This window comes from Chitinophaga oryzae (assembly GCF_012516375.2).
Classification (GTDB): domain Bacteria; phylum Bacteroidota; class Bacteroidia; order Chitinophagales; family Chitinophagaceae; genus Chitinophaga; species Chitinophaga oryzae.
This window is the reverse complement of the sequence record NZ_CP051204.2, coordinates 2,123,183-2,147,646: the sequence shown is the minus strand read 5'-3', so window position 1 is coordinate 2,147,646 and position 24,464 is coordinate 2,123,183. Positions and strand designations below refer to the sequence as shown.

General features: G+C 52.0%; 27 protein-coding genes. 17 read left to right on the top strand and 10 right to left on the bottom strand.

Features of this window, described 5'->3' with window-relative positions:
• Window positions 1-90 precede the first annotated feature (90 nt).
• The 6 genes from HF324_RS08950 to ric all read left to right on the top strand — a co-directional run bounded on the left by HF324_RS08950 (window position 91) and on the right by ric (window position 5,766).
• Window positions 91-723 (top strand): DUF6000 family protein, encoded by a 633-nt coding sequence (locus HF324_RS08950; protein WP_168802093.1) that lies wholly within the window; start codon window positions 91-93, stop codon window positions 721-723.
• A gap of 150 nt (window positions 724-873) precedes the next feature.
• Window positions 874-2,274, top strand: a complete 1,401-nt coding sequence (locus HF324_RS08945; RefSeq protein WP_168859603.1) for a glycoside hydrolase family 28 protein — start codon at window positions 874-876, stop codon at window positions 2,272-2,274.
• A 31-nt stretch (window positions 2,275-2,305) separates the two neighbouring features.
• On the top strand, window positions 2,306-2,998 hold the full coding sequence (locus HF324_RS08940; protein WP_168802091.1) for a GDSL-type esterase/lipase family protein: 693 nt from the start codon (window positions 2,306-2,308) through the stop codon (window positions 2,996-2,998).
• Window positions 2,999-3,149: 151 nt separating this feature from the next.
• Window positions 3,150-4,448 carry a hypothetical protein gene (locus HF324_RS08935; RefSeq protein ID WP_168859602.1) on the top strand — a complete coding sequence of 433 codons (1,299 nt, stop codon included), beginning with the start codon at window positions 3,150-3,152 and terminating at the stop codon, window positions 4,446-4,448.
• 154 nt (window positions 4,449-4,602) lie between these two features.
• Window positions 4,603-4,992: a group III truncated hemoglobin gene (locus tag HF324_RS08930; RefSeq protein ID WP_168802089.1), complete on the top strand. Its 390-nt coding sequence runs from the start codon at window positions 4,603-4,605 to the stop codon at window positions 4,990-4,992.
• Window positions 4,993-5,031: 39 nt separating this feature from the next.
• Complete coding sequence (gene ric, locus HF324_RS08925; protein WP_168859601.1) at window positions 5,032-5,766, top strand: iron-sulfur cluster repair di-iron protein; 735 nt, start codon at window positions 5,032-5,034, stop codon at window positions 5,764-5,766.
• Window positions 5,767-5,883: 117 nt separating this feature from the next.
• On the opposite strand, the gene HF324_RS08920 is transcribed toward ric, so the two are convergent.
• Window positions 5,884-6,444 carry a hypothetical protein gene (locus tag HF324_RS08920; protein WP_168859600.1) on the bottom strand — a complete coding sequence of 187 codons (561 nt, stop codon included), beginning with the start codon at window positions 6,442-6,444 and terminating at the stop codon, window positions 5,884-5,886.
• 235 nt (window positions 6,445-6,679) lie between these two features.
• Here HF324_RS08920 and HF324_RS08915 point away from each other — a divergent pair, with 235 nt between their 5' ends.
• Both HF324_RS08915 and HF324_RS08910 read left to right on the top strand, forming a co-directional pair.
• Window positions 6,680-7,504 carry a ThuA domain-containing protein gene (locus HF324_RS08915; RefSeq protein ID WP_168859599.1) on the top strand — a complete coding sequence of 275 codons (825 nt, stop codon included), beginning with the start codon at window positions 6,680-6,682 and terminating at the stop codon, window positions 7,502-7,504.
• A gap of 120 nt (window positions 7,505-7,624) precedes the next feature.
• A complete protein-coding gene (locus tag HF324_RS08910) occupies window positions 7,625-8,050 on the top strand; it encodes a response regulator (RefSeq protein ID WP_168859598.1) in 426 nt (141 codons plus the stop codon).
• On the opposite strand, the gene HF324_RS08905 is transcribed toward HF324_RS08910, so the two are convergent.
• The gene (locus HF324_RS08905) at window positions 8,051-8,905 is read right to left on the bottom strand and encodes an AraC family transcriptional regulator (RefSeq protein ID WP_168859597.1); all 855 of its coding nucleotides are present in this window, start codon (window positions 8,903-8,905) and stop codon (window positions 8,051-8,053) included.
• A 109-nt stretch (window positions 8,906-9,014) separates the two neighbouring features.
• Between HF324_RS08905 and HF324_RS08900 the strand changes: the two genes are divergently transcribed.
• Window positions 9,015-9,767, top strand: a complete 753-nt coding sequence (locus HF324_RS08900; protein ID WP_168859596.1) for an NAD(P)H-dependent oxidoreductase — start codon at window positions 9,015-9,017, stop codon at window positions 9,765-9,767.
• A gap of 79 nt (window positions 9,768-9,846) precedes the next feature.
• On the opposite strand, the gene HF324_RS08895 is transcribed toward HF324_RS08900, so the two are convergent.
• The 3 genes from HF324_RS08895 to HF324_RS08885 all read right to left on the bottom strand — a co-directional run bounded on the left by HF324_RS08895 (window position 9,847) and on the right by HF324_RS08885 (window position 11,814).
• Window positions 9,847-10,596: an HvfC/BufC N-terminal domain-containing protein gene (locus HF324_RS08895; protein WP_168859595.1), complete on the bottom strand. Its 750-nt coding sequence runs from the start codon at window positions 10,594-10,596 to the stop codon at window positions 9,847-9,849.
• Window positions 10,580-11,404 carry an HvfB family MNIO-type RiPP peptide maturase gene (locus HF324_RS08890; RefSeq protein ID WP_168859594.1) on the bottom strand — a complete coding sequence of 275 codons (825 nt, stop codon included), beginning with the start codon at window positions 11,402-11,404 and terminating at the stop codon, window positions 10,580-10,582. The genes HF324_RS08895 and HF324_RS08890 overlap by 17 nt, the downstream gene beginning before the upstream one ends.
• A 74-nt stretch (window positions 11,405-11,478) precedes the next feature.
• Window positions 11,479-11,814, bottom strand: a complete 336-nt coding sequence (locus HF324_RS08885) for a hypothetical protein (protein ID WP_168859593.1) — start codon at window positions 11,812-11,814, stop codon at window positions 11,479-11,481.
• Window positions 11,815-12,156: 342 nt separating this feature from the next.
• Here HF324_RS08885 and HF324_RS08880 point away from each other — a divergent pair, with 342 nt between their 5' ends.
• Entirely contained in the window at window positions 12,157-12,888 is a 732-nt protein-coding gene (locus HF324_RS08880) for a hypothetical protein (RefSeq protein WP_168859592.1), read from the top strand.
• 74 nt (window positions 12,889-12,962) lie between these two features.
• Here HF324_RS08880 and HF324_RS08875 read toward each other — a convergent pair whose 3' ends face one another.
• The gene (locus tag HF324_RS08875; RefSeq protein ID WP_168802078.1) at window positions 12,963-13,946 is read right to left on the bottom strand and encodes a LuxE/PaaK family acyltransferase; all 984 of its coding nucleotides are present in this window, start codon (window positions 13,944-13,946) and stop codon (window positions 12,963-12,965) included.
• Window positions 13,947-14,095: 149 nt separating this feature from the next.
• Between HF324_RS08875 and HF324_RS08870 the strand changes: the two genes are divergently transcribed.
• The 4 genes from HF324_RS08870 (at window position 14,096) to HF324_RS08855 (ending at window position 18,267) form a co-directional block, all read left to right on the top strand.
• Window positions 14,096-14,545 (top strand): hypothetical protein, encoded by a 450-nt coding sequence (locus HF324_RS08870; protein ID WP_168802077.1) that lies wholly within the window; start codon window positions 14,096-14,098, stop codon window positions 14,543-14,545.
• 90 nt (window positions 14,546-14,635) lie between these two features.
• Window positions 14,636-16,174 (top strand): acyl-CoA carboxylase subunit beta, encoded by a 1,539-nt coding sequence (locus HF324_RS08865; RefSeq protein WP_168802076.1) that lies wholly within the window; start codon window positions 14,636-14,638, stop codon window positions 16,172-16,174.
• A gap of 87 nt (window positions 16,175-16,261) precedes the next feature.
• The gene (locus tag HF324_RS08860; RefSeq protein ID WP_168802075.1) at window positions 16,262-17,104 is read left to right on the top strand and encodes a UbiA family prenyltransferase; all 843 of its coding nucleotides are present in this window, start codon (window positions 16,262-16,264) and stop codon (window positions 17,102-17,104) included.
• A 62-nt stretch (window positions 17,105-17,166) separates the two neighbouring features.
• Complete coding sequence (locus HF324_RS08855) at window positions 17,167-18,267, top strand: M42 family metallopeptidase (RefSeq protein WP_168802074.1); 1,101 nt, start codon at window positions 17,167-17,169, stop codon at window positions 18,265-18,267.
• A 101-nt stretch (window positions 18,268-18,368) separates the two neighbouring features.
• Here HF324_RS08855 and HF324_RS08850 read toward each other — a convergent pair whose 3' ends face one another.
• A complete protein-coding gene (locus HF324_RS08850) occupies window positions 18,369-19,136 on the bottom strand; it encodes a hypothetical protein (RefSeq protein ID WP_168802073.1) in 768 nt (255 codons plus the stop codon).
• A gap of 180 nt (window positions 19,137-19,316) precedes the next feature.
• On the opposite strand from HF324_RS08850, the gene HF324_RS08845 reads away from it, so the two are divergent.
• Entirely contained in the window at window positions 19,317-20,246 is a 930-nt protein-coding gene (locus HF324_RS08845) for a terpene synthase family protein (protein WP_168859591.1), read from the top strand.
• Window positions 20,247-20,303: 57 nt separating this feature from the next.
• Here the strand turns inward: HF324_RS08845 and aroQ are convergent, their stop codons facing one another.
• From aroQ to ytxJ, 3 genes are read right to left on the bottom strand one after another with little or no spacing between them, the layout of a single operon-like run.
• Window positions 20,304-20,726, bottom strand: coding sequence for a type II 3-dehydroquinate dehydratase (aroQ, locus tag HF324_RS08840; protein ID WP_168802071.1), 423 nt, complete (start codon window positions 20,724-20,726; stop codon window positions 20,304-20,306).
• A gap of 51 nt (window positions 20,727-20,777) precedes the next feature.
• Window positions 20,778-21,347, bottom strand: a complete 570-nt coding sequence (locus HF324_RS08835; RefSeq protein ID WP_078672218.1) for a UbiX family flavin prenyltransferase — start codon at window positions 21,345-21,347, stop codon at window positions 20,778-20,780.
• Between the two features lie 34 nt (window positions 21,348-21,381).
• Window positions 21,382-21,714 (bottom strand): bacillithiol system redox-active protein YtxJ, encoded by a 333-nt coding sequence (ytxJ, locus tag HF324_RS08830; RefSeq protein ID WP_168859590.1) that lies wholly within the window; start codon window positions 21,712-21,714, stop codon window positions 21,382-21,384.
• Between the two features lie 492 nt (window positions 21,715-22,206).
• On the opposite strand from ytxJ, the gene HF324_RS08825 reads away from it, so the two are divergent.
• Together HF324_RS08825 and HF324_RS08820 are read left to right on the top strand one after the other, a co-directional pair.
• Window positions 22,207-23,562: a UDP-N-acetylmuramate--L-alanine ligase gene (locus HF324_RS08825; RefSeq protein WP_168802069.1), complete on the top strand. Its 1,356-nt coding sequence runs from the start codon at window positions 22,207-22,209 to the stop codon at window positions 23,560-23,562.
• A 55-nt stretch (window positions 23,563-23,617) separates the two neighbouring features.
• A complete protein-coding gene (locus HF324_RS08820; RefSeq protein WP_168802068.1) occupies window positions 23,618-24,391 on the top strand; it encodes a 3'-5' exonuclease in 774 nt (257 codons plus the stop codon).
• Window positions 24,392-24,464: the final 73 nt, after the last annotated feature.

Below are 24,464 nucleotides of genomic sequence, written 5' to 3'. Positions count from 1 at the left end.
TCCGTGGAGTTACGGCGCATACCGTCATCTTGTCACTTGTTATTTTAATGCAATCCCTGTAAATTACCCCCAATTAAGCTATCCTATACCATGAATGACTTGCAGCAAGTGACCGACCTGCACGCGGCCGGAGCTATTATCAGACACCTGTCCCCTTTTGCCAGCCTGACTTCACACGAAAATGGCTTTGAGCTGCCCGCTGCTATTTACCAACAATGGGTGAAGCCCTACTACATGAATGTCTGTTCCGGGAATGATGAATGGATAGAACCTTTTTACCGGGTTAAATCGCTGATCACACACGACTTGACAACTTTATTACTGGGCGATGCCCACTGGCCGGCCAGAAAAGTGGGCGCCTATTTCGCCGCTATCAACCAGTACACCGACCTGGTAGATATCATCGGCACTCATTTCCTGAAAAGTGAACTGCCCTGCGTAGGCAATACGTACACACTGGTGCTGGCCAGCTTTAACAACGAGAAAAGCGTGGCGTACCTGGACAAATACCTGCATTACTACCTGAAAAGGCCCGACCTGCATTTCGACCAGCAGGCCGCCATGGAAGCCTCCCTCTACCTGGACGCCATCAACGGCACCAATCATACCAGCCAGCATTTCCCCAACTGGGAAAAACTCCGCCAGCAGTGGCTGCATTCGCTCGGGCTGTCCCTCCATCCGCTCGAAGAACAGCTGGCAGTAATTAAAAATCTGCGAAACTGATGTTATGAAACAACTATCATTGCCCTGACCATCGTGCTACCGGCCTGGCTTCCGCGCCGGAACGGTTCCGCCGGAACAATTGGAATTTTATAACGCAGTGTCTATTTTTACCGGATGGCTATGACCATCCGATAAAATTAAGATGCCGTTATGAAAACAGTTTTATTAACACTACTGGCCGTAGCGTGGCTTAGCACCGCCGCCATGGCCGGCTCTATTAACATTGCAGACCGCGGCGCAAAAGGGGATGGCCGCACGGATAATACCGCCATTATTCAACAGGCCCTCCGCGATTGCCGGCAGGGCACCCTTATCATCCCCGCCGGTAATTTCCTCACCGGGCCGCTCACCTTGCCTTCCGACATCCGCATCTACCTTGAGTTTGGCGCTACCCTCACCGGCATCGCCGACATGAGCCGTTATCCCAGGCCGGCCCATGGCGCTCCGGCGCTGATCTCCGCCGCCGGCGCCTCCAATATCACCCTCTGCGGCGAAGGCACCATCGACGGCCAAGGACATCATGCCAATTTCCAGCTGGGCGACGACAGTAAAACAGGCGCCATCCGCCCCATGCTGCTGCATTTTGAAAACTGCCGGCATATTGAAGTCAAAGACCTCCACATCCGCAACGCCGCCTACTGGGTACAGAAATATGAAGGTTGTGACGATGTAAGCCTCCGCGGCCTAAAAGTCTACAGCCATGGTAATTTCAACAACGACGGCATCGATATCAGCGGCAGCGCCAACGTCATTATCTCCGACTGCAACATCGACACTGATGACGATGCACTCTGCCTCAAAAGTGAAATCAGCGCCTCCTGCGAAAACATCGTTATCAGCAACTGCCTCCTGCGCAGTAACTGCAACGCGCTTAAATTCGGGACCGGCTCCTATAGCGGTTTCAAAAATATTACCGTCAGCAATATCGCCATCCATAAAGCGTCGGAAGAAAACCGCCGCCACTGGAAACAAAGCTTTCCCTGGATGGGCACCACCGCCGATACCAGCGTGATCGCCGGCATCGCACTGGAAGTGGTAGACGGCGGCAGCATGGACCAGGTCATTATCTCCGGGGTTACCATGCAGGATGTGCAAACACCCATTTTCATCCGCCTCGGCGACCGAAAAAAAGGACCGGGCAACACCGTCAGCTCCCTTAAAAACGTGGTCATCAGCAACATCATCGCACGCAGTGTCAGCCGGCTCAGCTCCTGTATCTCCGGTATCCCCGGCCACCCGGTAGAAAACATCAGCATCAGCCACGTACGTATCTTCGCCCCCGGCGGCGCCACCGCCACCGATGAGACAAACATCCCGGAAAATATACAGGGCTACCCCGAAAACAGGATGTTCAACTCCATCCTGCCCGCTTCCGCTTTTTATATACGCCATGCGAAAAATATCTCCCTGGAAGACGTACAGGTGCACACCCTGGAACCAGACGCCAGAAAGCCTTTCCTGCTGGACGATGTCGGCAGCTTCGAGGCCAGACGCTGCCGGCTAAACGATGTCGCCATAGAAGCGGAAGAAATACAACGGGTACGCAGATAACACACTGAAAAACTGAATGAGGACTATAATTATGAACAACACATTTTGCAAGTGGCTCACCGGGGCCGTTCTGGGCCTCGCCCTTTATGCCGGCAACGCACAGGCGCAGGCGCCCGCCTGGGACAGCACCCACCGCCCCGGTAAATACAAGGAACTCGTGGCGAAATTCAACGCTGAAAAAATCACCCGGAAAAATTTTGTCTTCCTCGGCAACAGTATCACTGCCGGCACCAACTGGGCTAACCTCCTGTCGCTGCCCAATGCGGTCAACAGGGGCATTTCCGGCGATATTACCTTCGGGGTACTGGAACGGCTCAACGAAGTCATCGCCGGCAAACCCGCCAAAATATTCGTACTCATCGGCATCAATGATATCTCCAGGAATATACCCGACAGCGTGATCCTGCGGAATTACAAAACGATCATCAGCCGTATCCGCAAAGGATCCAAAAAAACACAGATCTATTTTAATACGCTGCTGCCGGTAAATGCGTCTTTCAATAAATTCAAAAATCACTACGGTAAAGATGAGCACATCCTCTGGCTGAATGAACAGATCAGGCAGCTGAAAGGCAGCCATGTGACCATCATCGACCTGTATCCGCATTTCCTGGACGCAGACAAACATCTGCGGGCTGAACTCACCATGGACGGGCTTCACCTTAAACCGGAAGGCTATGCCGTGTGGGCAGATATCCTGCAAAAAGGTGGATACCTCCGCTAGCTGATCTCTCTGTTCCCGGGCGATGCCCGCCCGGGAATTCCCTCCCCTGCTACCCGCTCCGTATCATTGTTTTACTGTAAATTACACCCCGGAACTTACCTCCTTTTCTTTCAATTGCTGGTACCTGTCCGCATTAACGAACAAACGCAATATGAAAACTTTCCTCATGGCCGGCCTGTTGTTGGGCTGCACCGCCGGCAACGCCTTATGCCAACAGTCCGATACCGTTATTGCCCTGGCACAGCGTACCTTCCGGGACGCCGCCGCCGCTACCAAAAAGCAACAACGCCTTTGGGGCACTGACCTCTACGGCCCCATGCTGCTGGTCAATACCGCCACCCGGGAACTGTACGCCAATATGCCCGACAGCTCCGGGCTGCTGCAAAAGCAGGGAGATATTTACACCGGTAAACTGCCGTCGAGAATTAATATCGCCAATACATCGCTGCACTGGGAAGGCCGTCACTGGGCCATGGTACAACTGCCGCTGCCCGCAGCACAGGACGACCGCATCAACCTGATCGCGCATGAATTATTTCACCGGTCACAACCCGCGCTGCACTTCCAGCCAACCGATCCCACCAATAACCACCTCGATAAAAAAGACGGCCGCATCTACCTGCGCCTGGAACTGGCAGCACTGCAACAGGCCATCGCCGCCACTTCTGCGGCAACGCGGCAGCAGCACCTGTTGCATGCAATGACGTTCCGCCGTTACCGTTATGAGCTGTATCCCGGCGCCGATACTACTGAAAACGCACTTGAGCTGAATGAAGGCATCGCCGAATTCACCGGCATGATGATTTGCAACCGTGATAAAGCCGCGGCTGTAAAGCACTTCGACAAATCTCTGTACGACTTCCTTCATTATTATCCCACTTTCGTACGGTCGTTTGCGTATCAGACCATTCCCATGTACGGCTACCTGCTGTCGCAGGTGAAACCGGGCTGGAACCGGCAACTGAACAGCCAGTCACAGTTGACCCCGCTGATCATAAAAACGTTCGGCTTAGCCGTTCCGGCCGATGTGAAAACCGCCGCCACCAGTTATGCACAAGGGTACAACGGAGAAGCTGTTGCACAGGAAGAAACAGCACGCGAAAAGAAAATACAGGAACAGATCGCCGCTTATACCCGGCTGTTTATCCACCAGCCCCATACCGAACTGCGGTTTGAAAAGATGAATATTTCCTTCAATCCTTCCAATATTGTTCCGATAGACGGCTATGGTACGGTATACCCTACCATGCGTATCTCCGATGCATGGGGCATCCTCACCGTTACAGAAGGCGCCCTGATGAGTAAAAACTGGGACAAGGTCATCGTAGGCCTGCCAGACACTTTCGCCGACCAGTTGATCACCGGCAAAGGCTGGAAGCTGGAACTCAACAAAGGATACCGCCTGGAAAAAAATGACGCCGGCAATTATGCACTGAAAAAACAGCAATAAGATTAAAACGGCGTCCATGGCGGGCGCCGTAATTTTCATCAAAATAAAAGATATTTTAGTCCTTTATTATAGTAATAATGCCTACTTTTGTCCCGCATCCTTATGCCGGTCGTCAACGCGGCACTTAATTAAGGACAAAAATGTATTTAATTATATGGAAAACAGAAAGGATATCACTGATCTCACCGATATACAAAGCATGGTAGACACTTTCTACGGGAAGGTACGGGAAGATGAGCTACTGGGGCCTATCTTCAACAATCTCATACAGGACCGCTGGCCGGAGCACCTGGAAAAAATGTACCGCTTCTGGGACACCATCCTGCTGGACAGTCACACCTATCACGGCGCCCCCTTTCATCCGCACGCTACCCTGCCGGTCAACGGGCTTCATTTTGACCGCTGGATGCAATTGTTCCGCACCACGGTCAACGGGCTTTTCACAGGCCCTAAAGCGGAAGAAGCCTGCTGGCGCGGTGAAAAAATGGCGCAGATGTTCCTCTCCAAAATTGAATATTATCAGGGCCAGTCACCGCTGCGTTAGCGGCCACCGGCCTGTATACCTATAAAAACAGCTTTAAAGATGGAAATCACTGAAAACACCATCGTTGGACAACTGGTAGCCGCAGACTACCGCACTGCCGACGTGTTCCGCCAGCATGGCATCGACTTCTGCTGCAAAGGCAACAAACCCATTGGCGACGTATGCCGTGAGAAAAAACTGGACATCGCGCCCATACTCCACGAACTGGAGGAAATCTCGGCGGTACCTGCCTGCACCCTGCAGAACTTCAGCACCATGCCGCTGGACCAGCTGGCAGACCACATCGTCCGCAAACACCACAACTACGTACGGGAAAAAATACCGGTACTGCAGCAGTACCTGCGCAAGGTCTGCCAGGTGCACGGCGAGCAGCACCAGGAATTATGGCAGATAGCAGCGCTCTTTACGGCATCTTCTGCTGAACTGTCCAACCACCTCAACAAAGAAGAACTGGTCCTCTTTCCCCGCATCCGGGAAATCGCCCGTAAACAGGCTGCCGGCGAGTATATGGACGACAGCATCAGCGCCGTGGAAAGACCTATCAGCGCCATGATGGAGGAACATGACCACGAGGGCGACCGATTCCGCAGAATCGCTGACCTTAGCAATAACTATACGCCGCCGGCAGAAGCCTGCAATACGTACCGCGTTACCTATGCTCTGCTGAAAGAGTTCCAGGACGACCTGCATCAACACATTCACCTGGAAAACAATATACTGTTCCCGCGTGCCATGAGCACGGAGAAAGCACTGACCGGCAGCTGCCGGCTGTAAAACAGGAATGGCCGGCAAAGCTTCCGGGGGGTAGCTTTTGACCGGCCATTTATCCAATTCTCACGATGGATCCGTATTATTTATTTATTGAATTATTGGATTATTTATTTATTGGGTTTATTTATCATGGCCATGTCCATGTCCTTTGCCATGGCCCTTGTTACCCTTATCTTTAAATTTCCCCTTGTCGTTGTGCTTTCCCTTGTCATTGCCTTTTCCGGGACCATTGCCGTTATTTCCTTTCCCATACATCGGATGCCCCTTCACCACATAGTATTTACTGTCCCTGCTGTCTCGGATGATGTCCTGTTTGCCATACCAGCCCGGTCCCTTATAGCGGGCATAACGGCCTCTGTATACGTCGGGATGCAGCCAAGGCTTAGGTTCGTTGACCACCACCTTGTAGCCCCGGTACACATCGAAATGATATCTGGCTGGCAAAGCCGGGGCAAACAGCCAGCTGTTGCCATTTAAATACACATACTGTCTCCGCGGAATGTCGTAATACACGTCAATATCCGGGAAGTAATAATATTGCGCATAATCATACCCTACCGGACCCCATACCGGCTGGTTGCCAATATTCACATTCACGTTGAGTCTCACCTGTGCCTGCAACGGCCTCAAAAACGCTAACGCACTGATAATCAATAAAGCAAGAAATGATAGCTTTTTCATGATCGTGTGTTTTTATCATGATAAGACAAAGGTAGTGCCAGTCTCCGCAGGAAGGTCCGGGCCACGCTCTGCTGCCGGAATCGGCAAAAAAACTGCCGGCTACCCGCAGGGATGTGGATGGTAAAACAGTGGTGCATTGCCGCCGGACCATCTGTGACCAGGTGATAGCGCCGCTGAAAACCAACTACCACAAATCCTCTAATAAATATCCGCTGCAGCGTTGTATTTTGTATCTATGAAATTCCGCGCAACCAGCCGCCTGCTGCTGGCACTATTGTTTTGCAGCCCGGGCAGTACCGCCCAGTCACCGGCCTTCCGGGTCATCGCCTTTTTCACCGCGGCGGAAGACGCCGCCCATATCAGCTTTGTCCGCGAAGCAAACCAGTGGTTTCCAAAAATGGCAGCCCGTTATCATTTCTCCTATGACACCACCAGCAACTGGGAGCACCTGAACGAAAAATTTCTCTCCCATTACCAGGTAGTGCTGTTCCTGGATACCAGGCCGGAAACCCCTGCGCAGCGGGCAGCGTTTCAACAGTACGCCGAAAAAGGAGGCGCCTGGATCGGCTTCCATTTCGCTGCATTCGCGCTTACGCCCTCTGCCGTACCGCAAAACTGGGACTGGTACCACAACACTTTCCTTGGCGCCGGTTCCTATGTCAGTAACACCTGGCGGCCTACCGCCGCAGTACTGCATGTGGATAACCGGCACCCCGTCACCCGCGGCCTGCCGGAACGCTTCCGCTCCGCCCCCAACGAATGGTACCGCTGGAGCGGCCCTCTCCGGCAAAACCCCGATATTACAGTGCTGGCCTCGATAGACAGCAGCAGCTTCCCGCTGGGCACCGGCCCCAAACCAAGCGAAATATGGCATAACGGCGATTATCCCGTGGTGTGGACAAACCGCAGGTACAGAATGGTCTATTTCAATATGGGACACAACGATATGGATTATGAACACGGTACCCGGCAAACACTGTCACATACCTTCAGCAGCCCGGCACAAAACCGGATGATCTTACAGGCGCTGCAGTGGCTAGGCTCGGAAAGAGGACGCTGATATTCTTCCTCAATTTGTTGCGGCACAAGGACAAAGTAACTGACGGATACCCGCTAAAAAGCCGTCTTGCAGGAAAGGCATTCGCTTTGTAGAGGAAAAAGAACAAACTTTTATCCTGACATGCAGACGCACCCACAGATTCTGATAGCCGACGACGACCCCGAAGATGTATTTATCATGGAAATGATGTGTAAAGAGCTTTCCTTTTCCGAACATATCCATTTTGTCCAGGACGGCGTCACTGCCCTGGAATACCTGGACGCACTCCTTGAAAAGCCGCTCCCCGCCCTGATCATTCTCGATCTTAACATGCCCCGCCTGACGGGCACACAGACGCTCGAGCTGCTTAAAAAACATACACGCTACCACTCCATCCGGGTCATCATCTACTCAACTTTCCTGAATGAAATTCAAAAACAACAATGCATTAACCTCGGCGCAGAAGCGTTCGTCATCAAACCGGACACCTACGAAGAAGGATTAGAGATCATGCAACAGTTCCACGATTGCAGCCTCGGCAACTATTCTTTCCCTATAGCCAGCTGATCAGTTAAGCACAAACTGCCTGCGAAAAGCAGACGGATTCATACCCCGGTGTTTCCTGAACAATCTGGTAAGATGGCTTTCATCTGTGAAGCTCAATTCCGCGGCAATTTCGTTGATACGAAGATCGCTGTGTTTTAAACGGGTCTCCACCAGCTTCAGCTTGTAATGCGTAATATAGTCCTGCAGGTTTTCCCCCGTATGTTTTTTAAAGTAACGCCCCAGGTAACTGAGAGAAATATGGAAATGTCTGGCGATGACCGCCGCCCGTAATGCCTGCGGTGAATAAATATGCTCCTGTATATAACCGATGATATCCAGTACAGGCGTGGCCGTGTGGTCGCCCACCTGTGCCGGCAGCTTCATGGCAATATTCCTGGCCACCACGGTAATGAGGGTATTCACCAGCTGCCTTACTACTTCGTTGTGATACAGCGGCTTGCCGGCCTGCTCCTGTATCAGCCCGGCTACAATGGCCGGCACCAGCTGCTTGTCGGGCTCATGATACACAATGCAGCCCGGCCGGTGGCTGGCATGCTCGAGAATAAACTCCATCCGGCGCGTCCATTCCTTCGAATATAACAAGGCCGTCTCCTGGTTTTGCAGGTATATCTTATTAAACCGGAGGAAAAAAAAGTGCGTCTCTTCCACTACCTCCAACAGGTGTTTGTCTTCCGGCGTCACAAGGAACAAATGTCCCTTATTGTAAGTAAACTCATTATTGTTGATAAATTGCCGCCCGCTGCCCCTTACGATATAGATCAGTTCAAAGAAATTGTGCCCGTGCTCGTCCAGCGGACAACGGTCTGTGATCATCTCCACGATCTCAAAAGGCTGGTGAATATTCTCCTTCGGCATACTATCAACAGTTTGTTACAGAAAAATGGAAAAATTATACAAATAAACTACCATACAAATTGTACAATTTTACGTCGTCAAAATTACTGTAACAACAAAACATAAAAAAATGAAAGTATTAATCGTATTAGCGCATCCCGAACCCCGCTCCCTCAATGCGTCCCTGAAAAACGCCGCTGCTGAGATACTGCAACGCCACGGCCATGAAGTGGCCATCACCGACCTTTACCATCAGCAATGGGAAGCCTCCGCAGGCCGGCAGGACTTTCCGGCGCTGCCTGCCGATGAACGGCTGATCTATAGCGCCGTTTCCAAAAAAGCCTACCTGGACAACGAGCAGTCGCCCGATATCAGCGCCGAACAGGAGAAAATAAAATGGGCAGATGTGATCTTGTTGCAATTCCCGTTATGGTGGTTTGGCATGCCGGCGATCCTTAAAGGGTGGATAGACCGTACTTTTACTAATGGCTTCGGCTACGGCACCGGCGGCCGCTACGGCAATGGTACCCTTAAAGGCAAAAAAGTGATGCTGATGATCACCACAGGCGCCACTGCAGAGCAACTGGGGCCTCACGGCATCCACGGCGCTATTGAAGACCTCATGTTCCCGGTGCACCACGGCGTGTTCTGGTATGCCGGCGCCGCTTCCTTGCCGCCGTTTGTGGTCAACAGCGCCAACCAGGTGTCTCCTGAACGGTATGCTACCATCCTGCAGGACCTGGAGCAACGCCTGCTCAGCATCCCGGACACCGCTCCCATCCGTTACCGGGTCGGCAAACAGGACTATGATGAAAAGGAAGTATTGCAACCGCACTTTGCAACAGGCAAGAGCGGCTTTGCACTGCATCTGGCAGATGAATAGCGCACTTAACACGGCCGCCCGGGAAGGTTAAAAATCTTTACTGCATTCGGGGCTAATGCCGGCGCCTGATGGCATATTATCAGGGCTGAAAACCCAATATAAACTGTCGCTGGTGCATGTCTCTTAAAAATGCTACGGTATCCGTTTCCAGTTCAGCCGTTACCGTTATACCCAGCTGTGGCGCATATTCCAGTATATCCTTTACCGTTATACCCGCCGCCAGCTGCTCTGTAACGAAGGCCAGCCAGGGAGAAAGACCGGTAAACTGCACATGGCCGGTGACCGGTTCACGGTGCAGCAGCACAAACCAGGCGCCCTGCTGCTTCAGTAGCCGGCGACGCCTGGCCTCCTGGTGAACAGGGTACCTGAAAGAGAGCAGCCGGTATTCGGGGTTCAGTACCAGCGGCGTTTCACGCCAGTCGCCCGTAGCAACGAAAGCAGCCGGCTCCGCGTCTTCCATATTGAACACCTCTATCTCCGCCCATTCAAAAGCCAGCAAGTCGTTCAGGTAAGGGATATCATACATTTCGTCCCAGCTGTTTTCCACGGCATAGGTATAAAACTCCAGCGGGAGTTTCCACACCTGGTTGGAGGTACATGCATGGCGCGCAAAAAATGTTTTGACCATATGGTCCCATTTCCGCCGGGGGATATTAGCGCGGGTAACCGGATAGGCGCTCTCCATGGTGTCTTTCACCATATGGAAAATGGCATGGCGGTAGTGCGCCAGCCGGTCCGGGGCCACACCGGGAATAGTGGTCCGTACCCCGGTACGGAGATGTGTTGTAAACCGCTGCTGTAGCTGGCGGCTGTCAGGCAACGAGTTCATGATGTTTCCATTGTTGGTGGCAGATCCCTTTAAGCCGGGTCAGCTCCGCCTGCAGCTCCTGCATCTGCGGGATATTAAAATCGCGCTCCAGCAGCACCGGCACAGGCGCTATTTGCCCGATCGTCCATTCAAACAGCGCATATACCGGGTCGGCGACAGGATGCCCGTGGGTATCGAGGATCATATCGGGCGCCACCTGCTCATGCCCCGCCATATGGATATAAGCCACCCTGTCCAGCGGCAGCTGTGCGATAAAGGCTTTGGCATCGTAGTGATGATTGAAGGCGTTGACGTATATATTATTCACATCCAGCAGCAGCTGGCAGCCGGAACGCTGTACCACTTCGTTGATAAAGTCGGCCTCGCTCATTTCCGGCGCCACCGGCGTGTAATAGGAGATAATCTCCATGGCCAGCGGCCGTTGCAGGTAGTCCTGCACCTGCCGGATGCGGTCTGCCATATGCCTGGCGGCGTCCATCCGGAAAGGCATGGGCAGCAGGTCATACAGGTGGGCGTTGTCACATTTGGAATAGCTCAGGTGTTCGGAATAAATACGCACTTTATACTCTTCCAGGAAGGATTTCACATACCGGAGGAAGGTCATGTCCGGCTCCTCCGGGCTGCCGAGCGACAGGGAAAGGCCGTGGCACAGTACCGGGTATTTCTCCACCACCCGGTGCAGCATTTTCTTCCAGTAACCGCCGATGTTCATCCAGTTTTCCGGCGCAAACTCTATAAAGTCGGGGGTGATCTGCGTTCCGCTGATCATCTCTTCCGCAAACTCGCGGCGAAAGCCTAATCCTACCATAATGAATTGTTTGTGATGACAGGAAAAAGAGAAAGGCCGGTCCGGGTAATGTTCCGGCCTTTCCTGTGGAAAGATTACGAGCCGGATTTGGTCGTATCGGACTTGTGCTTGTCGCCTTTTTTGCCTTTGGCCTTTTTGGGACCGCCTACACATTTGCCTTCAGCGCATTTGCCCTGTGCGCATTTGTGTTCTTTGGATTTGGTGGTGGAAGAGTCTTTGGAGCAGGCCAGCTCTACGGTATTAACTGCAGACGCAGTGCCGGTCAGCACGCTTCTGACAGCGGCGCCGGACCCCAGGTGGGTGTAGCTAACCGGGTTGGCATTGGTTTGCAGGCCAGTCAGGCCCAGGATGGCGCTGGCCACCAGTGAGCCGGAGAACAGCACTTTTTTGCTGATTGATTTGTTTCCCATTTTTCGTGAATTTTTAAACTGAGTGAAAAAAGTCGGAGCGTATGAAAACAACAGCGGGAGGCGCTGTCATGTGCTGAGGAGAGTCTTCATTCGAAAAATGCCTATGCCGGCCTGTACCGTGGCCGGTTCGTATAGCCTTGCTGTGTAGGTGAGGTCATCGGAAACGCGGAAAGAACCCATCAATTACTGCACCAGTTTTAACGGGGAGCCGCCACTTTTCCCGCTACCCGTAGAAAGCTTACGGAAAATTAAATGTTTTAGTTTTCCACAGCTGGCAAATATTTTGTTGTCTAATTTATCCTATTTTTGGCCTGAAAGCGAATGCGCGAACAAAAAAGGCCCATGAAAGATAAGACGCCCCCTGTAACCTCTGTTTATTTTATTGGTTTGCTGAAGGCTTACTTACGCGGAACTAAAACTAAACAGGAAGTCCTGCAGGACCTGTACGGAGAAATAAACCTGCAACCCACTGACCTAGAAGATTCCGGAGAAGACGTTACCCGCCTTTTGCTGAGGACAGCTACCGCCGTGCATGAAGACTACTATCAGGAAATAGTAGGCGCCCTCACACAAGCGACCGATTCCACGCCTACCCGCGAAGGCGTGATTCACCAGCTGGAGGCGCTGCTGGCAGGTAACAGTACACCCGAAGCGCTCCTGCAATGGGCCACCTGGCATAACGATCCGGGAGAAGACAACGGCGTCAGCTACTTCGACGACCTGGCGGTGGACTATTTCTGCACCCAGCTGTTGCCTGCCCCGCCGGAACCGCTCACCCACGCACACTACGCGCAGGCGCTGAAAATATTCAAAAACCCGCTCCGCGATCAGCTGAAAGACAAAGTAGCGCTGGTACTGCTGTTTGAAAAGGAAAGACAACGTTTTCTCTTCTATGTGGGCGATTACATACAGGGCCATACCGCACCCGAACAACTGGACGTTTACCTGCTCAATAAATTCGGCATGGACCATTATTCTTTTCCCTATATGACCTCCCTGGCCAGCATCATGTACGACCCGTCCAAACTGCCGGCGCTGCTGAAAATGGCCGCCAACAGCCCGGAATCATTTTGAAATTTTGAAATTTTGATATTGGGTTACCGCTCAATAATCAATCTACTAAATATCAAAATAACCCAATAACCAAATTAAACGGCCATCAGGCTGCAGCCGCGCAGGGCTGAATTATCGAGGCGCCCCAGCACCTCAAAACGGCCGTCGGCATGAATTTTCCCGATATCTTCAGTAGCAATAAAAGCACACGAGTAAATATTGGCCAGGTCGATGACGTTCATCACCCCCGACCCTTTGCCGGCCGTCAGCTGGAAAGGATCATTTTCATCCCGCAGCAGCACTTTCATCCAGGAAGGGGCCTCGAAATAGCCCTGTCCCCGGGAATACGCCTGCGACAACAGTTCAGTCATTCCATATTCGGCATGTACAACGGTAACGCCTAACCTTTCTTTGAGGAAAGCATGCACCTCGTCACGGGTCCATTCTTCCCGGCGGCCTTTCATGCCGCCCGTTTCCATAACAATGGTATGCTGTAAGGATAACGTATATTTTTCGGCAAAATCGAGCAGGCCGAAAGTAACGCCGATCAGCAGCACTTTCTGCTGCCGCGCCTCCAGCCATTGCAGCTGCTGGTACAGTTTATCATGCTCGTACAGGTAAAAGCCGCTTTCTTCATGGCCGCTGCGGACGATCATCTCCTGCACCATACATACCAGCGAGGAATGCTGCCGCTCCAGGTAGGAAGGCAGTAAGCCCACCACCACATAATCCGTTACCGGCCCGTAGAACTGCTCAAAAGCCGTCATAAAGCTGCGGGTATAGATGGCGGCGTCTTTCACCAGGTGCCGGCTGTTGACCGTCTGGGTGGTACCGCTGCTTTCAAAGATCAGCTGCGGCTCAAACTGTCCGCACACCACGGAATGGGACTTAAAAAACTGGATGGGCAGGTAGGGTATCTCCAGGATGCTGGTCACCCTGCCCGGCTGTATCCGCAGGGCGTCGGTATAAGCCCTGTAAAGCGTGTTCTCCTGGTACTGGTAACGAAACAGTTCCAGGGCGGCGGTCTCCAGCTCTTCCGGCTTCAGGGAAAATATATGATCGGGCGAAACTACGCGCATGTATATCGGTCTTTAAAGATCACAAAGGTAGGGAGAAGAATAATTTTAGCCGAAGCAAGTAACAAATGTCCCAAAAAAAACGTTTTTCGTTGGAGAGACAGGGATAGCCGATTATTTGTATATTTCCTAAATTAATGTAGGTTTGTTTTATGAAGAAAATTCTCTATTTGCTCCTGGCCGTGGGTTTGCTCTATGCTTGTAAAAAAGATAATGTCGGCGCCAAACCGTTGCTATACTTTAAAAGCTATCAACCAGACAGCATCACCCCGGAGACCCAACAGTTCATTCTCACCATGCGGGTGGAAGACGGAGATGGAGATATTGAGGACAGCATCGGGGTAGCGATGCTCAAAGACAGTGAACAAGCCATCAACAAGGATACGCTCTGGACCTTCTTTAAAATGCCTAAAATCGGGCAAAACAGGGGTAACAGCATAAAAGCCGATGTGATCATGCCTTTCGGAGAGATTGATTTTGCAACGGCCTATAACCCTGCTCCCGGCGACAGCGCGCATTATGTCGTTTACCTGCGCGACAATTCAGGTAATATCAGCGATACCGTGTCTACGCCAAAATTTCCGTTCCGCCGGAACAGATAATCTTTCAAAAACATTACATTTACAACCGCAGGGATTCCTTAAAAGGAATCCTTTATTTTTTGGTTCAGATTTATCACTCATTTTCCGCATATGAATAAGATCGAGGAATTACAGTCGAAGATTAAAGAAGCCATGTTAGGCGGTGGAGAAGTAAGGATCGCTTCCCAGCATAAGAAAGGCAAGCTGACCGCCCGCGAGCGGCTTCAACTGCTGATGGACGAAGGTTCTTTTGAAGAGCTGGACATGTTGGTGCATAACCGTAACCGCGGTCTTACCACCGACCAGGAGCAGTTTCCCGGCGATGGCGTGGTGACCGGCTACGGTACTATCAATGGCAGGCTTACTTATGTCTTTTCTCAGGATTTCACGGTATATGGCGGCAGCCTCTCCGAACCGCATGCCCGCAAAATATGCAAGATCATGGACCTCGCCATGCAGAACGGCGCGCCGTTGGTGGGCCTGAACGACAGTGGCGGCGCCCGCATACAGGAAGGGGTGGTCAGCCTGGGCGGTTATGCCGATATCTTCTACCGCAACACCCGCGCTTCCGGCGTTATTCCCCAGATATCGGCCATCATGGGCCCCTGCGCCGGCGGTGCCGTATACTCTCCTGCCATCACCGATTTCATCATGATGGTGGAAAATACTTCCTACATGTTCGTGACCGGCCCTAACGTGGTGAAAACCGTCACCCATGAAGAAGTGACCTCCGAAGAACTGGGCGGCGCCCAGACCCACGCCACCAAAAGCGGCGTGACCCATTTCGCCTGCGCCAACGAGGTGGAATGTATCCAGAACATCAAAACACTGCTGAGCTACATCCCGCAAAACTGCGAGGAGACAGCGCCCGTATATCCTTACGAAGGCGGCAACGAGCTGCGGGAAGCCCTGAACACGCTGATACCCGCCAGCCCCAACCAGCCTTATGATATGAAAGAAGTGATCGCCCACCTGACCGATGCCGACAGCTTCTTTGAAGTACATAAAGACTTTGCCGACAATATCATCGTGGGCTTCGCGCGCATCGGCGGCAGAAGTATCGGTATTGTGGCCAATCAGCCCGCTGTGCTGGCCGGCGTACTCGACATCCACGCTTCCGTGAAAGGCGCCCGTTTTACCCGCTTCTGCGATGCGTTCAACGTGCCCCTGCTGGTACTGGTAGACGTGCCCGGCTTCCTGCCCGGCACTGACCAGGAATGGAACGGTATTATCACCAACGGCGCCAAACTGCTGTATGCCCTCTGCGAAGCCACCGTGCCCAAAATCACCGTCACCACCCGCAAAGCCTACGGCGGCGCCTACTGCGTAATGAACTCCAAACATATCGGAGCCGACCTCAACTACGCTTTCCCGCAGGCAGAGATAGCCGTTATGGGCGCTAAAGGGGCCGTGGAAATCATCTATAAAAAAGAAATAGACACCGCTCCGGACCCGGAAACCCGTACCAACGAGCTGGTGGCCGACTATACGGAGAGATTCGCCAACCCTTACCTGGCGGCCGAAAAAGGATATATCGACGAGGTGATCCTGCCGGAACAGGCCCGCGCCAAACTCATCAAGGGTTTCAAAATGCTGGAAAATAAAGTGGTGAACATGCCAAGAAAAAAACACGGTAACATACCTTTATAATCAATTACGAATTACGAATTACGAATTACGAATTGGAGCGTAATAGTGATCCTCAATTCGTAATTCGTAATTCGTAATTCGTAATTGATGAAGTCTATTTTTAATTTCATCCTCTTTACATCGGTATTCATTGCCTTATGCGCGCTGCTGATGATATGGCAGACCAATCAGTTGCTGGAACTGCAGTATCCGCGACAGACCTTTTATCTTTTCGTTTTCTTCTCCACTATCTGCAGTTATAATTTTCACTGGTACCTGACACCCGGCTCCTATTCATCGTCAGAACGGCTTCAGTGGGTGGACCGGTACCGCGATCTTATGCTGATGCTCTGTGGCGTCGGGCTGGCGGGCGCCTTGTTTTATTTCTGGCCGCTACGCAGCCACTGGCTGGTACTCAGCGGCGGCGCTGTGCTCACCTTCCTCTATTCCGCCCCTAAAGTGCCTTATAAGCCCTTCACCTGGCTGCGCCGGATAGCCGTGGGCAAGACACTGTTCCTTACAGCGGTATGGACCTATGTGACCACGCTGCTGCCCGCCTTTGTGGCCAACCAGGGCCTCTCCTGGCCGCTGGTGCTCTTTACGCTGCATCGTTTCCTGCTGATATATGCCATCTGCATCCTCTTCGATTTCCGCGACCTGGAGTCCGACAAAAAAGAAGGTATCCGCAGCCTGATCACCTATCTCGACTACCCAAGCCTCAACCGGCTTTATTATATCACCCTCCTGCTCTCCGCCCTGAGCGGCGTAATGCTGGGCCCTTACACCTCCGTTCCGATAATAGGCACGTTGCTGGCGCCCGTGCTGGTGACCGCCCTGCTGACAAAGAAAGCCCACCACGACCCGTCCGATTACCTGTTCTATTTCGGGCTGGACGGCCTGATGGCACTGTCGGCCCTGCTCCACCTGGTGCTGGTCAGCCTCTTCCCGTAAAGAAGCCTTTGTCATAATGGGTAATTTGCTACATTTGTCCGGTCTCAAAAAGCGATATTACTATGTCCAAAAAACAGAAATCCATACTCACGAAGGAATCGCTGGCATTCCTCAAAGACTACCTGAATAATCCCTCTCCCACCGGTTTTGAGAAAGAAGGACAAAAGCTGTGGCTCAAATATCTGACACCGTATATCGATGAACACCAGGTAGACGCCTACGGCTCCGTGGTAGGCATTATCAATCCCAAAGCCCCTTTCAAGGTGGTGATTGAAGCCCATGCGGATGAAATTTCCTGGTTCGTCAACTATATCTCTCCGGAAGGGTTGATCTATGTGATCCGTAATGGCGGCTCCGACCAGGCAATCGCACCTTCCATGCGGGTAAATATCCACACCGAAAAAGGTACCGTCAAAGCGGTCTTCGGCTGGCCCGCCATCCACACCCGCCTGCGCAGCGGCGACGGCAAAGAACCACAACCCAAAGTAGAGAACATCTTCCTGGACTGCGGCGCCCGCTCCCGTAAAGAGGTGGAAGACCTGGGCATCCATGTAGGCTGCGTATGTACCTTTGAAGATGGTTTTGAGGAACTGAACTACGACTACTTTATCTGCCGCGCTATCGACAACCGTATCGGCGGTTTCATGATCGCAGAAGTAGCCCGCCTGCTGAAAGAGAAAAAACAAGAACTGCCTTTCGGCCTGTATGTCGTTAATGCCGTACAGGAAGAAGTAGGGCTGCGGGGCGCCGAAATGATGGCCAAACGCATCAAGCCTGATGTGGCCATCATCACCGACGTAACCCATGACACCACCACGCCGATGATCAATAAGAACATCGAAGGAGAAATCAAGTGCGGCGGTGGTCCCAGCATTACCTATGGCCCGGCTGTACACAATATCCTGCGCGACCTGATCATCAAGACCGCGAAGAAAAACGACATCCCCTACCAGCTGCATGCCGTAAGCCGCAGCACCGGTACTGATACCGACGCTTTCGCTTACTCCAACGATGGTACGCCGTCTGCGCTGATCAGCTTACCGCTGCGTTACATGCACACTACCGTGGAAATGGTAAAACGCGACGACATCGAAAACACAATTCAGCTGATCTACCAGACATTACTGCAGATCACGCCAAAAACAAACTTTAAATACCTCTAAATCAATTACGAATTACGAATTACGAATTGAGGGCTCCCTTTTGGAAAGGTTATTAAATAACCGCTCTGTAAGGAAGCCCTCAATTCGTAATTCGTAATTGACTAACGGAAGTAGTCGGCAGCCCTGCGTACTTTCTCCACCCACATGCCGGACGAAGGCAGTTCCACATACTCGCTCAGCCCCACTTCACTTGCGCCCGGCGCCCAGTCATAGGTATATCCCATACGGGTCCATGGATAATGATAGTCCGTGTTGGTGACCAGCGGGCGGTAATATGCAAAAATGATGTAGTTGTTAAACCAGGTGGTGTAATCAGCCGATACGCCGTTGACCAGCGCATACCCGGTAGTGGTGGTGTTAATAGCCGGATTGCCCGCAGGGCGGTACAAACGGGCCGCTTTCACCCATACTTCAGCGATATGCGTATTGGTTTTAGCATTTACCGGCGGCAGGCCAAGCAGCTGACAGATACGCTGTACGGTATCGGAACCGGGCTTAAAATCCTGCCCGATGCGGCTCTTCATCTGTTTGGGGATAAACAGCCAGGCTTCGCCCCAGGTATTGGTGATAGAATCTCCTTCGGGGTAACTGGAAGGGAAACGCATGAAAGTGGCCATCAGCACATAGCTCTGGCCGTTGATGGTTTTCCATTGCAGGTTGGGGTTATCTGCAGTGATCGGCCACAGGGCATTGGAGATTTCGCTGCTGTCGGCCACCATGGCGTCAGCCACTGCACGCGCATACAGGGTGTCCATGTTGTACACCGGGATGGGAGGCGCAGGGTCATCGTTCTTGCTACAGGCCGTAAAAAAGAGGGCGGCGAAGCAAAGGCAAACGAGCAGTTTACCGCTTAACAAGGTGTTTTTCATAGTAATGGTTTTGCTGTAGAGATTATTGATATTTGGTTATTTGGATATTGGGTTATTTTTTTTGAGTGACCGCAAGAAACTAATTTCCAGGGACATATACAACTTTTTCCGGCTGCTGGGTTACGGGGTTGCGCCTTTGCTATGGGCGGCTGTATATTTACCGTAACGAAAACCCTTTTTATGATGCAGTCATTATTTACTGAACTGCAGTATCCTTTTCCCTCAAGGATCCATCCTGACCATGTCCTGATTGAAAAAGAGATACCTGCATTTGCAGACGCCTACACCTTCCTGCCGCAGGATGCGCGCAGCCAGTTTAAAGCCGCTCAATTAGGCCGGCTGACGGCCCTTTGGTATCCGGATTGTCCTTTTCGGCTGCTGATTCCTCTTGCCCGCCTCCTCGTGTGGGTCTTTGTCTTTGACGATGTTTATGCCCGGCTGCCGCTGTCACAGCTGAAAGCGGTGCAGGACCGGTTGACCGGCATTCTCCGGGGCGATCTCCCTGCTCAGGAAGAAGAGAGCATTTTGCACCAGTTTGCCATAGCGCACCATGAGTTGGCCTTTCACAACCAGGCAGCAGCCTGGAAGGCACGCTACCTCGAAAGCTGGCAATATTTCTTTGAAGGCCAGCTGCTCGAAAAACAGTACAGCTACAAGCAGGAGCTGACCTATCCCCGGCTGGCGGAATACATCGGGCTGCGGGAGAAATTAGGCGCCGCCTATCCCTACATTGACCTGGTGGAGGTGGTATCCGGCTGTATCCTTCCTGCGGAGGTGTTTCAGCATCCGGCCATTCAGCAGCGCAGGTTTTTCGTCAGCCGGCTGACTACGTGGGACAATGATCTGCTGTCTTTTGACAAGGAAAAGCGCAGCCTGGAGGCGATGAACCTGGTGGCGGTTTTACAGCATGAACACCGCTGCCCTTTGGAAGAGGCTTATCGCATTGCCCTGCATATGCGCCGGGAGCAGGTAGCGGCCTACCTGCAGCTGTGTGCCGGCTGGCCGGACTTTGGCCCATGGAATACCGCGGTGAAGGATTATGCGCTGCGGCTGGACTGGTTGATCAGCGGGCACCTGGAGTGGTACCGGGACAATCCCCGGTATGCCTGAAAACACCGCGGCCCGGGAGGAATTTCCCGGGCCGCGGTCATTAGGCAACCACTATGCTTATGATGGCTGAACAAAATATTCCACTCCGAGGCGGTATCCTTTCATGCCGAGGCCGCAGATAGAGCCCACGCACTTAGGCGCGATGAGGGAGGTATGCCGGAACTCTTCCCGGGCGTATACGTTGCTGATGTGGATCTCTATCACCGGTGTTTTGATAGCGGCGATGGCGTCGCGGATGGCTACGGAAGTATGCGTATAGCCGCCGGCGTTAAGCAGGATGCCATCGTGGGAAAAGCCTGTCTGATGGAGATAGTTGATGATCTCTCCTTCCACGTTGTGCTGGAAATAGCTGAATTCCACTGCGGGGAAAGCTTTTTGCAGCTGCCGGAAATAATCTTCAAAAGACTCGCTGCCGTAGATACCTGGCTCCCGCTTGCCCAGCAGGTTGAGATTAGGCCCGTTGATGATGGCTATCTTCATGATAATGCTGAAAGTAAATGATGAACGACGAAGATAATTATATCCGTTGTATTATTTATTGTCGCTGCCCCAGCGGAAGGTCTGCTGTTCCACCCCGGCCAGGTCGATGATGCGGTCCACCACGGTGGCGGCCACGTCTTCGATGGTGGCAGGCAGGCTGTAATACGACGGTGTGGCGGGACAGATAATACCGCCGGCCAGTACCACGGTTTCCATATTGCGGATATGCATCAGGTTATACGGTGTTTCCCTCACCACGCAGATCAGCTTGCGTCTTTCCTTCAGCACCACATCGGCGGCCCGGGTGATCAGGTCGTTGGAGATGCCGGTGGCAATGCGTCCCAGGGTGCCCATCGAACAGGGGCAGATGATCATGGTATTAAATCTTCCGGAGCCGGAAGCAAAAGGAGCGTTGAAGTCCTGCTGCGTGTAAAAACGAAAGGGCAGCTGGCGATAATCTTCATTCTTCAGTTCTGTTTGCCAGACGGTCTTGGCGTTCTCGGTCATGACAACGGCTACCTCATCCAGCTGGCCGGCCGCGGCGTGGAGCTTATGGAGCAACTGCCTGGCGTAGATAGACCCGCTGGCGCCGGTAACTGCTACTACTATACGATGTTTCATGGTGCTATACGATATATAGCACAAAGCTAGTCTATTATCCGTTCAGGTGATAGGCAATCTCATCCATGGTGATACCGGTATGGCTTTCATCATAGATACAGGCGCCGTTACGGATCAGTAGCACCTGGGGAGATTCGTGGGGTATTTGGTACTGGTGCGCTATTTTACCGGAAAGGTCACGGTAAGCCAGGAGGTCGAGGTAATAAAACGTTAACCCTTCCGGAGCCACTGCACGTTCCAAACGGGACTTTGCCATGGAGCTGATGGAGCATCGCGTGCTGTGCTTAAAGATAACTACCGGCTGCAGGGCAGACGCCTCGTTGATTTCCTGCAGTTGTTCCTCACTGGTTAACGTTTTCCAATTCATGATGATTAGCTCATTTTATTATGCGTCGCTGCCGGGGCCTTCGCCATCCCCTTCATCGGACATCCCAGTTTCTGGTGGCTCGCGCAGGACGTTAAGAAAGCTGCAAAGATACAAACCATACCGGCGCAGCCCAAAATTCTTACATACGATTTCATGGGAGAAAATTTAATTGGTAAACGAAATTTCATAGGAATTTATGATAATGACAACTTTTTTAATCGTCTTTTGTAACGTTATTTTGCAAATATAATTAATACATTAAAAAAAACAACGATGCATTTAGATATTTGGATATTTGATCATTTAGTTATTGGATTTACGGATTTGGGGATTTTTTGATTTTGGGATTTCGGGAAGATGACCATCCGGCCAACCAAAATTGTGCTGGTGTAGGTAGTTTTAGCTCCTTTAATTCAAATTCCAAAATCAAAAAATCCCCAAATCCGTAAATCCAATAACTAAATAACCTAAATAACTAAATGACCCAATAGTATGAAGGTACATTTTATTGCAATAGGCGGCAGTGTGATGCACCAGCTGGCCATTGCGCTCAAACAGAAAGGTTATGAAGTAACCGGCAGCGATGACGAGATATTTGAACCGGCATTATCCAACCTGCGGCAGGCGGGTATTTTACCGGACAACATCGGCTGGGACCCTGCCCGTATCACCCCTGGCATCGATGCCGTTATCCTGGGCATGCATGCGCGGGAAGACAACCCCGAACTGATCAGGGCCCGTGAACTGCAACTGAATATCTACTCTTTCCCGGAATACATCTACCAGGAAAGCAAAAATAAGACAAGGGTAGCCGTTGGCGGTAGTCATGGTAAAACCACCACCACCGCCATGATCATGCATGTGCTGCAATATACCCGGCGGCAGTTTGATTACCTTGTGGGCGCCAAACTGGAAGGGTTCTCCCAGTCGGTAAACATCACCGACGCCCCCCTGATCGTCTGCGAAGCCGACGAATACCCGGCCTCCGTGATCGAGAAAAGGCCCAAATTCCTTTTCCTGCATCCGCAGATAGCCGTGCTGACCGGTATCGCCTGGGACCACATCAACGTATTTCCCACTTACGATATTTATAAAGAACAGTTCGCCCTCTTCATCAGGCAGATGGAAGCCGGCAGCGCACTGATCTATAACAGCTCCGATACAGCACTCAACAGCCTGGTGGCCGCCGAAGGGCGTCACCTGAAACTGGTGCCGTATACCACTCCCATCCATATGATCCGGGAGGGCGTTACCCGCGTGTTCTTCGACGAAGGGTTCGCCGACCTGGCCGTATTCGGGGAGCATAACCTGCTCAATATGCACGCAGCAAAGCTGGTATGTAACGAGCTGGGCCTTTCTGACGAGGAGTTCCTGGCCGCCATCGCCTCTTTTAAAGGAGCCGCCAAAAGGCTGGAGCTGGTGGCCAAAAGCGATGACAGCGTGATTTACCGCGACTTCGCCCATGCCCCCTCCAAAGTGAAAGCCACCATGGAAGCCACCCGACAGCAGTTCCCCCAACGCCGGCTCATCGCCGTGCTGGAGCTGCATACCTACAGCAGCCTCAATGCCGGCTTCCTTTCGCAGTACGCAGGCGCCATGGACCCCGCCGATGTGGCCGTTGTATACTACAGCAAACATGCACTGGAAATTAAACGGATGCCCGACCTCGAGCCGGCGCTGATCCGGGAGAAATTCGGCCGCAGCGACCTGCAGGTGTTCAGCGACCGTGCACAACTGGAAGCCTTCCTGGAGGCACAGGACTATCACCAGGCCAACCTCCTGCTGATGAGCTCCGGAACATATGACGGACTGGATTTCCCGTCGTTGAAGAAGCTGCTAGCCAAATAATACGCTACCTTTGCGCAAATTTCAAAATTCCTAAATTTCTAAATTTCTAAATAGCATGCCTTCTTTGCTCCTCAAAAGGCCATTGGCCGTAATTGATCTGGAAACGACGGGTACGAACGTGGCCACAGACCGTATCATTGAAATCGCTATCATAAAAGTATTTCCTGATAAAACCACACAGTCGAAAGTTAAACGCATCAACCCCGGAATGCCTATCCCCGCCGGGTCCACCGCCATCCATGGCATTAAGGACGAAGACGTAAAAGATGCGCCTACCTTTAAACAGGCTGCCAACGAACTGAAAATGTTCCTGGAAAACTGTGACCTGGCAGGCTATAACAGCAACCGCTTCGATATTCCGCTGCTGGTGGAAGAGTTCCTGCGTACCGGCATGGAATTCGATGTGTCCAAACGCCGTTTTGTAGACGTACAGCGGATTTTCCACCTGATGGAGAAAAGGACGCTGGCCGCCGCTTATAAATTTTACTGCGACAAACAGCTGGAAAATGCACACAGTGCCGAAGCCGATGCGCTGGCCACCTACGAGATCCTGGAAGCCCAGCTGGGCCGTTACGAGAACCTGCAACAGGACATCGAAGGACTGGCAGACTTTACCAAAGAAGAAGAGTATATCGACTTTGCCCGCCGTATCGTGATGCAGGGCGGCCAGGAAGTATTCAACTTCGGGAAGTACAAAGGCCGGCCGGTGAAAGAAGTGCTGAAGGCTGAGCCTCAATACTATGACTGGATGATGAAGGCTGACTTTCCGCTGAATACCAAGCAGAAACTGTCAGAAATCTATCACAATATGATGTTAAAAAAACTGTAATATTTTTCAGGAACGCGGTATCTTGCGTTGTAATTGAACTATTTTCGCAGTACACAAAACTTCATCGGCTGAA